Here is a 14,290-nt window from a genome sequence, read left to right on the forward strand (position 1 = left end):
ATCCCCCCTTTTTGGTACCAATTAAAAAATTAACACTTTAAAAAGTAAAAAGGGATGAAAAAGATTCTTTTAGGATTAACAGCATTCATTGCTATGAATGCAGCCGCCGAAGAGAAGGCGGCGAGCGACTTGGCAGAGATGCCTATCGACTCATTGAAGAATGTGGAGTTGCAGAACGTGCAGGTGGTGGCCATTCGTGCCTCGAAGAAGACGCCAATGGCATTCACCAACATGAACCAAGACCAGATTAAAGCCGTAAACTTTGGACAGGACATTCCCTACCTGCTGTCGCTGACACCCTCGGTGACGATGACCAGCGATGCAGGCAACGGAATAGGCTACACCACATTAAGAGTACGCGGCACCGACCCTTCACGCATCAACGTCACAGCCAACGGCATTCCTATGAACGATGCCGAGAGTGCGCAACTCTTCTGGGTGAACATGGGCGACTTCGCCAGCAGCGTGCAGTCTATGCAGATACAACGCGGTGTTGGTACTTCGACCAATGGTGCCGGCGCCTTTGGTGCCACGCTGAACATGCAGACCGAGAACATTGGCATATCTCCTTATCTGGCTCTCGACGTCAGCAGCGGCTCGTATAACTCACATAAGCAGACGCTGCGTTTCGGCACAGGCATCATCAACGACCATTGGGGCTTCCAGGGTCGTCTGTCGAACATCACCTCCGATGGCTATCTGGACCGTGCCTCTACCAAGCTCAACTCCTATCTGCTGCAGGCAGGTTACTTTGGCGATAACACCGTGGTGAAGCTGATTACGTGGAACGGCATTGAGGAGACCTATCACGCCTGGGACTACACGTCAAAATACGAGCAGTCGATCTATGGCCGCCGCTTCAACTCTTGTGGCGCTATGACGTGGGACAACGATGTGTTCTACGACAAACAGACAGATAACTACCACCAGCAGAACTATCAGCTGCTGTTGAACCAGTATCTGACACATGACCTGAGCCTTAATGCCGGCCTGCACTATACAAGGGGTGAGGGCTACTACGAGCAGTATAAGATTGATGCCAAATGGGCCAGCTATGGTCTGTGGACAGCCGATGCCAACGACACGAAGACCGACGATGCCCAGTTGGTGTATAAGCCCATTGTAAAGGGCGACCTGGTGCGCCAGAAGAAGATGAAAAACGACTTCTATGGTGCTGTGGCTTCGCTGATTTACAACAACCGCGACAACCTGGAGGCTGTGCTGGGCGGTGGCTGGAACAAATACGACGGCGACCACTTCGGACGTATCGTCTGGAACAGTGCCAGCCCCTATAAGTACTATTATAATAAGGAGAACGACGCGAAATGGAAGGATGCCTCAGGCAATAAGTATTTCTATGAGTTCAGCGATGCCAAGGGTGCCCTGCCCGGCTTCGACTACTACAACACCAACGCCAAGAAGACCGACTTCAACGTCTATGCCAAGGCCAACTACACCTTCTTCAAGGGCTTGAGCGGCTATGCCGACCTGCAGTATCGTCATATCAACTACCGCATGCAGGACCCTGCCGACAGCTGGGGCTATAATGCCAACGGCGACTATGTGGTGGACGAGAACTTCAACTTCTTCAACCCCAAGTTCGGACTGAGCTACGACATCAACGCCCAGCATAAGATCTATGCCTCGTATGCCATTGCCCACAAAGAGCCTGTTCGCAACAATTACGAGGACAATTTGGGACTGGCGGTGACCTCAGAGCGCCTCAACGACCTTGAGGTGGGCTATAAGTTCCTGTCGCCCCGTTTCTCAGCTGGTGCTAATATCTACTGGATGGACTATAAAGACCAGTTCGTGCTGACGGGTGCCCTCAACGAAATAGGCGAGGCTGTGGCTATGAACGTGCCCAAGAGCTATCGTCTGGGCGTGGAGCTGGAGGCAGCCTGGATGCCTATAGACTGGTTCCGCTGGGATGCCAACGCCACCTTCTCTAAAAACCGTGTGAAGGACTCGAAGGTCACCCTCGACGACTACACCACCGTCTCTGTGGGCGAAGCACCCCTGTCGTTCTCGCCCGATGTTATCTTCAACAATATCTTCTCGTTCAACTATAAGGGCATGAAGGCATCGGTGCAGAGCCAGTATATAGGCAAGCAATATATGACCAACTCCGGCTTCGACACGATGACGGGATGGGATGCCGACGGCAACGAGACCTCTGAGTCGATTGCCCTCGACGGCCACTTCTCAACGAACCTCGACCTGAGCTATACGTTCAACATGAAGTATAAGAACCTGGACATCAAGAGCATCACGCTGGGTGTCTCGATGTACAACATCTTCAGCGCCGAGTTTGACAATAACGGATGGGCTGCGCCTGCCTATAAGAAGAACGCCAACGGTCAGGTGGTGGCCTATAACGGCAGCTACGCCACCGATGGTGCCCTGCGCGACCAGTGGGCAGCCGGCTTCGCACCCTCTGCCCCCTTCAACTTCATGGCCCATCTGTCATTGAACTTCTAAATAAGCCCTGTTTCAAATGACGCTCGACTGGCTTGACATACTCACCACGATACTCGGACTGATTTACATCTGGCTCGAGTATCGTGCTCATATCGCCCTCTGGGTCATCGGCATCGTGATGCCAGCACTCGATGTGGTGCTATACTGGCAGCACGGACTCTATGGCGATGCCGGTATGGCCTGCTACTATACCCTCGCTGCCGTCTATGGCCTGATGGTGTGGAAGTTTAAGAAGACGCGAACAAAGAAAGAACCGCTCCCCATCATCCACATGCCCGTCAGACAGTATTTGCCTGTCACCGTCTTTTTCTTTGTGGCCTGGGGCGTGGTCTACTATATATTAATAAGGTGGACTAACTCCACAGTGCCTGTCCTCGACTCGTTCACCAATGCCCTCTCCTTTGTGGGGCTCTGGGCTTTGGCACGAAAATATGTCGAGCAATGGCTCTTCTGGATGGTGGTCGATGTGGTCTGCACCATCCTCTACATACAGAAGGGCATACCCTTCAAGGCCGGCCTCTATGGGCTTTATGTCATCATCGCCTTCGCTGGCTATCTCAAGTGGAACTCACTTGCCAAGAAACAGTCCGTAGTATAATAGTTCGTGGTTTTTAAATCAATAATCCGTGATTGAAAAAGCATTCGATGTAGTAGTTGTTGCCAACGGCGAGTTCCCTTCGCATCATGTGCCACTCGCCGTTCTCCGTCAGGCCCCTCATGTGGTGTGTTGCGACGGAGCCATCCGCCGTCTGCCTAATGCCGAGGTAGTCATTGGCGATGGCGACAGCGTGCCTTCTGAGTACCGTTCACGTCTTATTCAGATTTCTGAGCAGGACGACAACGACCTCACCAAGGCCACCCGCTATTGTATGTCGCAGGGCTGGCATCGTATTGCCTACTTAGGAGCCACGGGGATGCGCGAAGACCACACCCTTGGCAATATCAGCCTGCTGATGCGCTATTTCCGAGAGCTGCAGGTCGATGGCATCATGTTCACCGATTATGGCTTCTTCACCCCAGCCTATGGCGACCAGACGTTCTCGTCGCTGCAGGGTCAGCAAGTCAGCATCTTCAATTTCGGCAGCACTCGTCTCGCCTCCAGCAACCTGAAGTGGCCCTGTTCACCTTTCAACCAATGGTGGCAAGGCACACTCAACGAGGCCCTCTCCGACTCGTTCTCCATCCAGTCCGACGGATACTACCTGGTCTATCAGACCTATTGATAGCCCTGTAATCGGAAAAGAGCCTGCTCCGGTGTGTGGAACAAGCTCTTGGCGCATTATTACTGTTTTATTTTACGTACCGTCACGGTGCCGTTGGGCTGCTGCTGACGAAGGATTAAGATGCCCTTTGCGCTGTTTGACACACGACGTCCGCTCAGGTCATACAGCTCATGACCTCTGCCATCTTCCGTACAGCTTGTTACCTCGACAATACCAACAATCTCTTCGCTGGGCTGCTCCGTACCATAGTAGTACAGGCGGAAATCGTCCATCATCACCCAGTCTTCTGCCACGGTGCTGGTCTTGGCCATACCCATCAGCAGGCTGTTGTTTGTGACATGGAAGATCAGGCGGTTCTTGTAGTGACCTGCCTTGAAGTAGGCAACTGACGACACCATGTCGTTTGGCACATAGAAACCATCTGTTGTAAACCACTCCTCGCCATTGCTCAGTCGCTCAGTAGCATGCTCCGACGACAGCGCCACCAGAGGCTTCGTCACCTGAGCGCCACCATTGACGGGGTCATCCATATAAATCACGGCATGACTCTGGGTCACCCCCTGACGATATCTCTCGGCATCCTGGTCAGGCGTACCAAAACGGTAGAAAGCCGACAGCTGCATGACATACCATCCATTAGGAATATTGTACACTGGCTGATAGAGCGTCAGGTTGTTCTGGAACACCTCCAGGGCCAGGGCCTGTCTCTGGAAGTCATCATTACCAAAGTTGATATAGCCCGATCCGTACCAGCCATCGATGGTATTCTCGCCATTATGTTCGAAGCTTGGGTTGATGAGCAGCGAAGTACAGTCTACAGGGTCGGTAATAGAGGCATGATCCATATTTGCAGGGATACGCAGCTTGGCAATCAACTCGTTAATCTGGTCGATAAGAACATAGATGTCCTGTTCCTCATACTGATGGTTCAAGGCATTGGCCGTAGTCTGCTCCAGCATGTCGACACTCTGCTGCTGCACGGAGGCCGATGCCGCATGATAGGTGTCGATGGCCCACTGCAACTCCTCGAGTGCTGTGGCCAGCTCCTGGAATGCTGTGGCAGAGGCCACAGCCTCATCGCTGATGGCATAGAGTCGGCTCAGCACCTGGAACATCTGTTCACCGTCTGTTGACTGCTCCAAGGCCTTGGCTTCTGCTATGACGTCGACCAGTTTTCCATAGACGGTCTTGCCCATCATCTGTCCTACCAGACCGTCAGCGGTGGTGAGGGCCTGCTGCAGGGCAGGACGCATATACTCCGGATTGAAGCCGAGGTAAGTCAGTTTGAAGTTATCCCAGATGGCCCAGCTGTCGCCGTTCTGGTTTGTAGCACCCTTCACACCGATGCTCACCACTTCGTTCTCGTTCATGATGAGTCCATAGGCACTCTGGTGATACTTGCCTGCACTGAAGGCCTGAGCCGATGTTGCCATGTCGTTGGGGAAGTAGAGTCCCGTAGGCGATACATAGTAGTCGCCAGAGTAGAGACCAGCCTCGGCAGGCTCTTCGAATACGTTCTTCAGTGGTGTGGCACTGTTGTTCAGATAGACATAGACAGGCACGTTGATGTTGCCGCCCTGATAAGCATTCCATGCATTGATGTCGCGACGGTTGCGATAGAAGCCCTGCACCTGTATCTCGTAGATGCCGACAGGCAGTCCCGTCACGTTTTGGTAGATATCAAACTGTCGGTTGTTCCATGCCTCGAAGCAGTAGTTGTCGCCAGTACCGCCCACTTGCACATGGCCACCCGATGCGGCGTCAATGGTCCATCCTGACTCACCCCATTCAAAGTCGGGGTTGTTAATCAGATAGGTCATATCCTCCTTGCCGTCAGCCGACTCGTTGGTGGTAAGGAACACCACTTCATTGTCATTAGCATGGAAGTGGTCATCATCGCCCAGATAGTAGCCATACAGGTAGTAGTCGGTGTAATTCTCCAGACCCTCGAACGACAGTTGCAGCAGACTGTCGGCGTCGCCAGCCAGTGTCATATTCAGCATTTTCTCCTCTGCCACATCCCATCCGCCGTCATTATTACGTTTGTACAGCACGATGGAAGCCCTTTTGTTGTAGGCATTGCGACTATTGTTATGAATGAGAGTGGTGACGTCGAGATTCGTGTGAGGCACGCTGGCATTCACACGACGGTCTTTCACGTTAAAGCCGAACAGCAGCTGTGCGGATTCAGAACCCAGGATGTTGACAACACCGCTGGCAACAACACCACCATTGTAGCGTTCCTGCTGCAGACTTACTTCATTGGCGCCGCTGCGGGTTGGAATGTAGCTCAGGTCAACATCCACCGTCTCGCCAGCCTCGGCCTCGATGTGGAAACCACCCATATTACTGCCATTAACAATGAGGTCCATAGCCTGATTAAAGTTTCTGCCATTGTTGGTAATCGTGGCGCGAATGGGCACAGGGCTGCCCAGGGTGGGCTGCCCGATGGTGCTGACAATAGTGCCGCTGAGGTCGAAGGTGCCGAAGCTGCTGGCGTAGGCTACGTTGTCCTTGATGGTCAGTCCTATGTAATATTCAAAATCACCAGTGCCTATAAGCCATTTATCTGTGTTGACGGGTCTGCTGACAGCCTTGATGGAATAGGTGCCGTCAGGCAGACTGGCCGGCAATGTCAGCGTAGTACTCATCCACCCATAATCATAATAGGCCAGGTTCCTTTTCGTAAACATTTTAACCGCTTCCACCTGCTCGTTCTGGTCATTATAGATGCCGCAGCCAATGTCGAAGGAGCGAGTCGTAGCAGTGAGATTCACCATACTAATATAGACGGGCAGCACGAACGTGCCGTCGGCCTGACGCTCAAACTCGGTTTCGTATGCATCAATAATCAGATAATCGGTTGCCAAGGCCAGCGCATCTTCCGATGGTTCTGCCTCCGTAGGCTTCTGTATGCCCACCACAGCCTCCTGATAAAAGTTAAAGGCATCTGGCGAAATGGTGGTATTGACACCCTCAACATAAGGGTCGAGCACAGAAAGCAGGAAGTAGCTGTCATAGTTGCCATTCCAGCCCCAGTTCACATGGTAAAGACCGTCTTCGCTGTATCCGTCGATAATAAACGCATGTCCATCCCTCAACGACGAACCACGATAAATCACAGGACGACCCTCTTGCAGCTCCTGATAGATGAGATTATCCCATTCGGCAGCACGATAGAGGTTTCTTATGGCATAGTGCACATTCTTGTCGTAGCCGAAATATTTGCTGAGGGCCGTGGTAACATAACTACTATAGGTATAACTGCCATAGGCCGTATAGTCCATCTTTACAGACTGACCGCAAAGCAGCATGAGTTGTGCCACAGCCTGCTGTTGTGCCTCGGTGCCACTATCGTCATACTGGTCGAGCATGTTGTCCCAGTCAATAGTGGTCTTGGCAATGGCACGCATCGAAAGGCCATAGGAATCTGTCGTATAGGCAGGAATGACGGCAGTGGTCATCTCGGGGTACTTATAGTAATTCATCACCTGCGCCATAGACGTAGCCACGCAGCCAGAATAAGAACTCTCGTTGTTTGAAGGGTCTATAGGGCACATCAAGTTGTAGGGAGCACCCTGGCCCCATGTGCTTTTTATCAACGGAGCGATGGCCTCGTGGCTGGCAACGGAAGCCTGAGCTGCGGGATACTGGTCGAGCTTACTGATTTGGGCCTCGTAGCCCTGAAGCCAAGCCTGCATATTGGCAGGGATGTTGGCAGCGTCGAAGGTGCCGTTGGCAGCATAGCCCAGGATGGCGGGGGTGCGGTCATCGCCACTCACCACGACGAAGCCTTCCTGCTCGCCCACATTAAATACGTAGTAACTGGCAGCAGTCTCAGCCTGTTGCATCTTCAACGGGGCTTGGGCTGCCTTGAGCATCCTGCCTTTCGCCATCTTGGCGTGGCCCGTCATAAACTCACTTGCTTTCTGTTTGGCCTGCTCTTGAGTAATAGGTGCTGCCATCAGCATCAACGGCAGCAGAAGCAGACAGATGGTTAGTACCTTCTTTTCCATATTGAATGTTTAATGATTATCAGCTGGTTTCAACCTATTATGGCTGCAAAGGTACTGTTTTTTGCGTGTTTGAGCAAGAAATAGTGAAAATAATTGCTTAAAGTAGTGGCTGTTTCAGAAAAAAGCCTTACTTTTGCAGCCGAAATACAATAACAACTTAAAATTACAAAAAATCTCAAACCATTATGAAACGTTCTACACTTTTCGTCATCCTAACCCTTATCCTCTCGTTGCAGGCCTTTGCCTACAAGCAGCAGTCAATCAACATTACCGTGAATGGCAAGTCAAGGAACATGGTGGTCTATGTGCCCAACTCCCTGCCTGCCAAGTCGCCACTGTTTATCATCACTCACGGCATGAACCAAGACCCTGAGTATCAGTATGGCTCTGACAAGATGTATAACCTGATTGACACCGCCAAGTTCGTGGTGACCTATCTGCGCAGCGATGGTAACACTTGGGATATTGGTGGCACCAACGACCAGAACTTCGTGAGTAAGACCATTGACGAGATGGTTGAACGCTACGACATCGACACAGACCGCGTCTACTGGTCGGGCTTCTCCATGGGCTCCATGCTGATTCACCATTGCATAGGCAATATGCAAAACAAGATAGCAGCCTTTGCTCCTACCAGCGGCATTCTGCAAAACCAAACACCCTGGAATGGCTGTAATAAGCCTGTCAATCTGCTGGAGGTCATTGCCTATGGCGACGATGTGTTTGGCTACGAACAATATAATATTCATGGCTACATAGAGAACTATGCCAAGCACGACAAGCACACGAAATACACAAAGCAGACGGGCTATAGACCCAGAAGCGGCTGCTGGTTCGACGGCGACCTGGAGAAATGGACTGGTGGCACCAACGGCGGCGAGGTGTGGCTCTATTCATATAATAATGGTGGACACTGGCCCAACGACCAGAACCCGCATCTTCTCTGGAACTTCTGCAAACGCTTCTCGCTGAACCAGCCCTTGGCAAGGATTACAGAGCCCTCAGGCGATGTGACCCATCTCTGTATCGCTCCCACAGGTCAGGCCTCATTCCCTGACATCACAATAAAAGCCACTGGCAAGGCTGCTACTGGCTCCCAGGTGGTGAAGGTGGAGTTCTACGACGGCAAGACACTCATTGACTCACTGACAGAAGTTCCTTACAACGTTACGCTGCCCACACCCAAGAACGGCAAGCACAACTTCCGTGTGGTGGTGACTGACAACAAGGGTAAGACTGGCGAAGCCACCTGTCAGGTGAACAATACCGCCACCACAACGTCGTACAACCTGATTCAGACGTTTAAAATAGAGGGCGTTGTACCTCAGAACTGGTATGTGAGCAATGGCACCAAGAAGACCGTGGGTGGTGGAATGGCCAGCACCAGCGGCAACCGCATCCTGCGCTTCACCAACGCTACCAAAGCCTTTGAATATGGACTGCTTATCCAGAACGCCGTCAACAAGGAGAAGGCCGCCTGGGCAAAGTTCGGCGACCCCACAGGCCGCTCGCAAATGACGCTGCATGCTGGTCGCTATACCCTGAGATATAAGTTGTGCAACTGGAACAGGTCTGATTTCTCGCCTGTCACCGTCGCTATTGAGACGCTTGCTGGCGAGGAGGTGGCCTCGCAGGTCTATACGCCTAACGTCAACATTGGTGGTAAGGTAGATAAAAAGTTCACGGGTGTGACCCAGCAGACGTTCCAGTTCGACATTCCTGAGACTGGCGACTATGTGCTGGTGTTCTATACCGATGCTGCCAAGAACTCCGATTTCGTCTTAGGTCCGGCCACCATTCAGGCAACAAGCTTCGTTGCTACTGGCATCAATGAAATCAAAAATGAGGAAAGTGGAAAGTGGAATGAGGAAGGTGGAAAGTGGAATGAGGATACCGTCTACGACCTCAGCGGACGAAGAATCTCAAACCTCAATTCTCAAAACTCAAATCTCAAGCCTGGTCTTTACATCATCAACGGCAAAAAGGTGGTGATGAAGAAATAAGCCTCTAGGCCCGTCGGTCATGCCGATGGGCCTTTTTTTGTGTGATGGGCAATGTCATGACAAAACGTGAGCCGCCGATATAGGCCGTGTCGAGTACGATGTCACCACCAATGCGTCGTGCCAGGGAACGGGCCACGGTGAGACCAATGCCTGTGCCGTCATAATACTCATCCAACTGTACGAACTCCTCAAAGATACGCTCTGCTTCCTTGTGAGGAATGCCGATGCCCGTATCTTCTACCGAGAAGAAGAGCCGCTGCGACGACATACTGATGCGCAGCACCACCTTCTGCTGGTGGTCGGCAGGCTTCTCATGCTGACGCGACTCGGCGGGAGCGGTGAATTTGCGAGCATTGTCAAGCACCAGCCACAGGGCACGAACGGCAGCCTGAAGATTGGTCTTGACAGTCATCTCCTCAATGTTTGGCGACACCATGAGATGGAAGGAAAGGTGACGGGCTTTTTCTATGCCCGACATATTGATGGCCTCTGTAGCTATCTGTGCCACAGGGACTTCATCATGACATTCCATGACAGTGTGGCTCTTGGCGTCAGAGAGCTCAAGCATCTTGTTGACCAGACTGGTGATGCGCTCGGTGTTCTCCGTGATTTTCTGTCTGATTTCCTGAAGCGTGGCTTCATCATAATTCGTACCAGGCGTGGTGAGCACCTGGGTGAATCCCGAAAGAATGTTGAGCGGTGTGCGTATCTCGTGTGAAATCTGCTGAATAAAATCACTCTTCATGCGTGACGACTCTTCTACACGGGCATTGGCAATCTCCAGTTCATGATAGGCTTCTTCGAGACGTTTTGCCTCCCGAAGACGGAAATAATGAAAGAATCCAAACCCGAGCATAGCGAGTAGGAGTATGATGGCAATAATTAAATAGACTAGTTCCATCGTATATCAGTAATTTCCGGCAAAGATAGAAAAAAAATATGAATTATGCACTCGTCTTATCGCTTTTTTCTCAAAAAGAATTATGAATTATGAAATATTTTGTATCTTTGCCATCGATTATGATACAAACAAACATTATCTATTGGTATGGACTATCGGCAGCAGTCTATATTGTGACCTGCTGGATATTTTCCGTAGTCAGGGGAATACACAATTGTGGTACTCCCAAGGAACGCCGAGACTATATCTGGCCCGATCGTAAGATGCAGGTGAGGATATATCTTTTCGGCACCGTGCTTTTACCCTATGTCTTGAACCCTGAGAGCGAGTCGGCGTGGCTTCTGATGAAGACGTACTTCCCGTGTACCTATTATTATTACTGCGGCGCGTTGATATTCTGCTTCTTTGGCACCGTAAAGCAATGGAAGATGTGGAAGACCTACAACCGCCTGGCAGCCCTTATCACCGCCCTGGCCATGCTGCCCCTCGTCCTCAATGCATGGTGGCCCAGCGGACTGTTCAGTCCTCATTTCCTCCATATCTGGAACTACGTCATCATGGCAGTCATTGCGCTGAATGTGGGCTATTGTGGTGTGGCTATGTGGCAGGTATGGCAGTGGGTGAAGATGGCTCGCGATGTGAACTATTCCAATCCTGAGGACTTTCCTGCCGAATATGCCCTCCGCATGTGGCTCGCCCCCATCATCCTCACCCCGATGCTGTGGCCAGGCTATCTTACGGACTCCCCCACAGTCATGGCTTTCATGAGTATTCTACTCGCCGTATTTAATATTGTGCTACTGCTCAATGTGATGCCCGTATGGCGACGTGTAGCCATCCTTTCCGATGTTGAGGAGAACGATGCAGACGTCGTCCTTGAACAGAACGACGAGCTGGCGGAGGAACGTACGGAGAGAATTGCGGCAGAGATAGAGCAGTTTGTGATGACTGAGGCCGCCTATCTCGATTCCCATCTGAAACTCGAACAGGTGGTAGAGCGTTGCAGTTTCAGCCGCAGCTACGTCTCCCGTGTCTTCACAGAGCGTTTTGGCAGTTTCTACGACTATGTCAACGGACTGCGTATCAACTACTTTGAACGCTACAGGTCTCAGCATCCTAACTCCACCGAGGAGGCAGCGGCAGAAGCCAGTGGCTTTGCCTCCTATAAAGCCTATCTCAAGGCCAAGGAACGTTTGCCGAAACAGGAATAAAAGAAAAACTCGCTCACATCGGATTGTGAGCGAGCCTTGTTTTCAGTACGGATAAGTATCCTATTTTATTTACTCATTTTGTCAATGGTTTCCAGGAAGCTCTTCATGTCTTCGTGGTGGAGCCAGTGCAGGTCGTGGATATTGCCTTCCTTGTCTATCAGCTTGTAGGTAGGATAGCCATTGACGCCGACATAGTTCTCAATGGCAGCCTGCTGGTCCTCGGGCAGGTTGTAGTGGACACAGTTATCGCCAGTAAGATTATACTCTTTGATAACATTCTTCCACGACTCGTCGCTGCTGCGGTTGGCAAGGTAAAGATATACGATGTCATAGTCTTTTAGGGCTTCCTTTACCTTCCACGACTCCTTCAGATTGCGCTTGCAAGGGCTGCACCACGTACCCCAGATGTCGAGATAGATGATACGACCCTTATACGGCTCGATGATCTTGCGGAAGATCTTCTCACCATCGCTCATACCTTCAACGTCGGATGACGGACGCAGGCTTGCGGCGTTAGCGAAGTCAGAACGTTCGAGGGCGGCATACTTGTCGTTGACGGTATTCACCAAAGCAAGGGCTGCAGGCAGATGGACTTGTTGCTCGAAGAAAGACAGCATAGCAGGTGCAAGCGGCTTGCGCGTCTGGTCAATCTGAGTGTAGAAATGGTGAGCCAGTGCGATATCCTTCAGAACTGCGTCGGACCCTGTCGTGTCGAACATTCTCAGAATCTTGTAAATCTCGAAGAAGGGCGCCTCGTCTTGCAGCACCTTGGCTACGTCTTCGCGCTCCAACAGGGCGTTACGTTGCTGCACCCAGTCCTGTTGCTGGAACTGCTGCGTCACCACACTATCGATGTTTAGGATATCATTAATATTCGTAGCGCCTGCATCTACACGGGCCTTGAACTGAGCGGTTAAGAAAGCTTTATAGCTGGTGGCATAGCGGTCAAACAAGTCCAATTCTGCATCAGTAATAGAGACCTTGCCCTCGGCTCTGTTCTTGCGGAGTACAGAAGAGAAAAGGCCGTCGCTGACATACAAAGTATAACCTCCAGCAGGAACAGTATAGTCGACCTGCGACATATAATCAATATAGTCACGCATGAAGGTTGGGAAAGGCCGATAGAGGGTGTAGGGCTTGGGAGCTTTCTGCCACAACTCGGTAGTCACAAAGTCCATATACTCCTTGGGCATCTGGTTCTGCAAGTCATAGCGAGCCTGCATCATCGACTCTCCCTGACCCGTCAGGCAACAGCCCTTGACAAAGTCAATATAGCGCTGCGATAGGTTGGGGCGCAGGGCGATATGCTCCTCCAGTTCTATCCTTATCGCATTGCAGATGCTGTCCATCTGGGCCTTGAACTGCATGGCGTCCTGACTCTCCTCAATACGTGCATAATTCCACTCGTCGGGATAGGCAAGCAGCTCGTTCTGCACGCGGGCATCGTCGCCCATAAAGAGTCTCTGTCCTGTGTTGAAGTCGTTAAGGAAGAAATAGGTCTTGCCTGGCTCCAGGATAGTACCCACCGATGAGCGTCTTAGGTCGAGGTATGCCTGCGACGTGTTGACAAGAGGTATGCGAAGGCTGAAACGTCCCAGCGAGTCCATCTTGGCATAGAACTTTTGCTGCTCGTCCGTGAAGATATTAGCGAAACTGACCTCAAACTCACCGCTTTGCTTCCAAGCCCGTTCGGGCATATCCTTCATCCATCCAATAAGGGTGATGCTGTCGTTCGCGTTGTAATCATTATCAACAAAGCCCGTACGCAAGTCCTTCGTGGGATAGTCGGGTAAGGCTGCTGTGGTGATGGGGCTGCAGCTAACGGGTTTCCCGTTGCCGATAGTGATGCTGCGCTTGCCTTTCTTCAGCTTGTCAACCTTGATGGTCAGTCCACCTGCGAGCATGAGGCTATAAGCATCCTTCTTCTCTGTCTGGCTGACAATATCCCACACCTTATTATTATATACGGCGTGGTTTGCCGTGAAGCCAACGAGCCAGTCGCCCGTATTCTCGCTGCGCCAGTAAGTGTCGGTGATACCTTCAGGCAGGTCATTGGCATTGCGTAGATGCCGGTATTCCCATCCACCTGGCTCTATTACGTCTAAGGTCTTTGTATGCTGTGGCACAGGCTCAAAGATGAGTGTGAAGTCAAACGAGGCTGTTGGCAGCGTGTATTGGTTATCGAGTCCTATCACGGTGGCATCCTTGATGGGATATTGCTTGCCATCGGCTTCTATAAAGGTATTCTTGGCAATCCTTATCCATGAACCCTGACGATATTTGATACGCAGTCCCACTTCCGTACGGTCAGCGTAGAGCCCCACCTTCGTGACTTCGCTCCAAGCCACATTGGTATTGCCAAAGACCACGTTGTCCCAGACTCTCTCGTTCTTCTGTGCCCAGCCCGTCATTGTGACAAGAGCGAGCAGAATAGTAATAATGGTTGATTTCATTT

Annotated in this window: 8 protein-coding genes; 5 read left to right on the forward strand and 3 right to left on the reverse strand. The window is 51.4% G+C overall.

The features are described 5' to 3' along the window. The first annotated feature begins 93 nt into the window (after positions 1 to 93). The 3 genes from Q0R57_RS01705 to Q0R57_RS01715 are packed head-to-tail and all read left to right on the forward strand — an operon-like array spanning position 94 to position 3,704. Complete coding sequence (locus Q0R57_RS01705; RefSeq protein WP_294743401.1) at positions 94 to 2,481, forward strand: TonB-dependent receptor; 2,388 nt, start codon at positions 94 to 96, stop codon at positions 2,479 to 2,481. A gap of 16 nt (positions 2,482 to 2,497) precedes the next feature. Beyond that, on the forward strand, positions 2,498 to 3,079 hold the full coding sequence (gene pnuC / locus Q0R57_RS01710; RefSeq protein WP_294743319.1) for a nicotinamide riboside transporter PnuC: 582 nt from the start codon (positions 2,498 to 2,500) through the stop codon (positions 3,077 to 3,079). A 28-nt stretch (positions 3,080 to 3,107) separates the two neighbouring features. Continuing rightward, positions 3,108 to 3,704: a thiamine diphosphokinase gene (locus Q0R57_RS01715; protein ID WP_294743321.1), complete on the forward strand. Its 597-nt coding sequence runs from the start codon at positions 3,108 to 3,110 to the stop codon at positions 3,702 to 3,704. 59 nt (positions 3,705 to 3,763) lie between these two features. On the opposite strand, the gene Q0R57_RS01720 is transcribed toward Q0R57_RS01715, so the two are convergent. After that, positions 3,764 to 7,720, reverse strand: coding sequence for a C10 family peptidase (locus Q0R57_RS01720; RefSeq protein ID WP_294743323.1), 3,957 nt, complete (start codon positions 7,718 to 7,720; stop codon positions 3,764 to 3,766). Positions 7,721 to 7,905: 185 nt separating this feature from the next. On the opposite strand from Q0R57_RS01720, the gene Q0R57_RS01725 reads away from it, so the two are divergent. Further along, positions 7,906 to 9,723, forward strand: a complete 1,818-nt coding sequence (locus tag Q0R57_RS01725) for an Ig-like domain-containing protein (protein WP_294743325.1) — start codon at positions 7,906 to 7,908, stop codon at positions 9,721 to 9,723. Between the two features lie 4 nt (positions 9,724 to 9,727). Here the strand turns inward: Q0R57_RS01725 and Q0R57_RS01730 are convergent, their stop codons facing one another. Continuing rightward, positions 9,728 to 10,624, reverse strand: a complete 897-nt coding sequence (locus Q0R57_RS01730; RefSeq protein ID WP_294743326.1) for a HAMP domain-containing sensor histidine kinase — start codon at positions 10,622 to 10,624, stop codon at positions 9,728 to 9,730. 119 nt (positions 10,625 to 10,743) lie between these two features. Here Q0R57_RS01730 and Q0R57_RS01735 point away from each other — a divergent pair, with 119 nt between their 5' ends. After that, positions 10,744 to 11,835, forward strand: coding sequence for an AraC family transcriptional regulator (locus Q0R57_RS01735; RefSeq protein WP_294743327.1), 1,092 nt, complete (start codon positions 10,744 to 10,746; stop codon positions 11,833 to 11,835). Between the two features lie 65 nt (positions 11,836 to 11,900). On the opposite strand, the gene Q0R57_RS01740 is transcribed toward Q0R57_RS01735, so the two are convergent. After that, positions 11,901 to 14,288, reverse strand: a complete 2,388-nt coding sequence (locus Q0R57_RS01740; protein WP_294743329.1) for a TlpA disulfide reductase family protein — start codon at positions 14,286 to 14,288, stop codon at positions 11,901 to 11,903. Positions 14,289 to 14,290 lie beyond the last annotated feature (2 nt).

The organism is uncultured Prevotella sp. (assembly GCF_946407605.1).
Lineage (GTDB): Bacteria > Bacteroidota > Bacteroidia > Bacteroidales > Bacteroidaceae > Prevotella.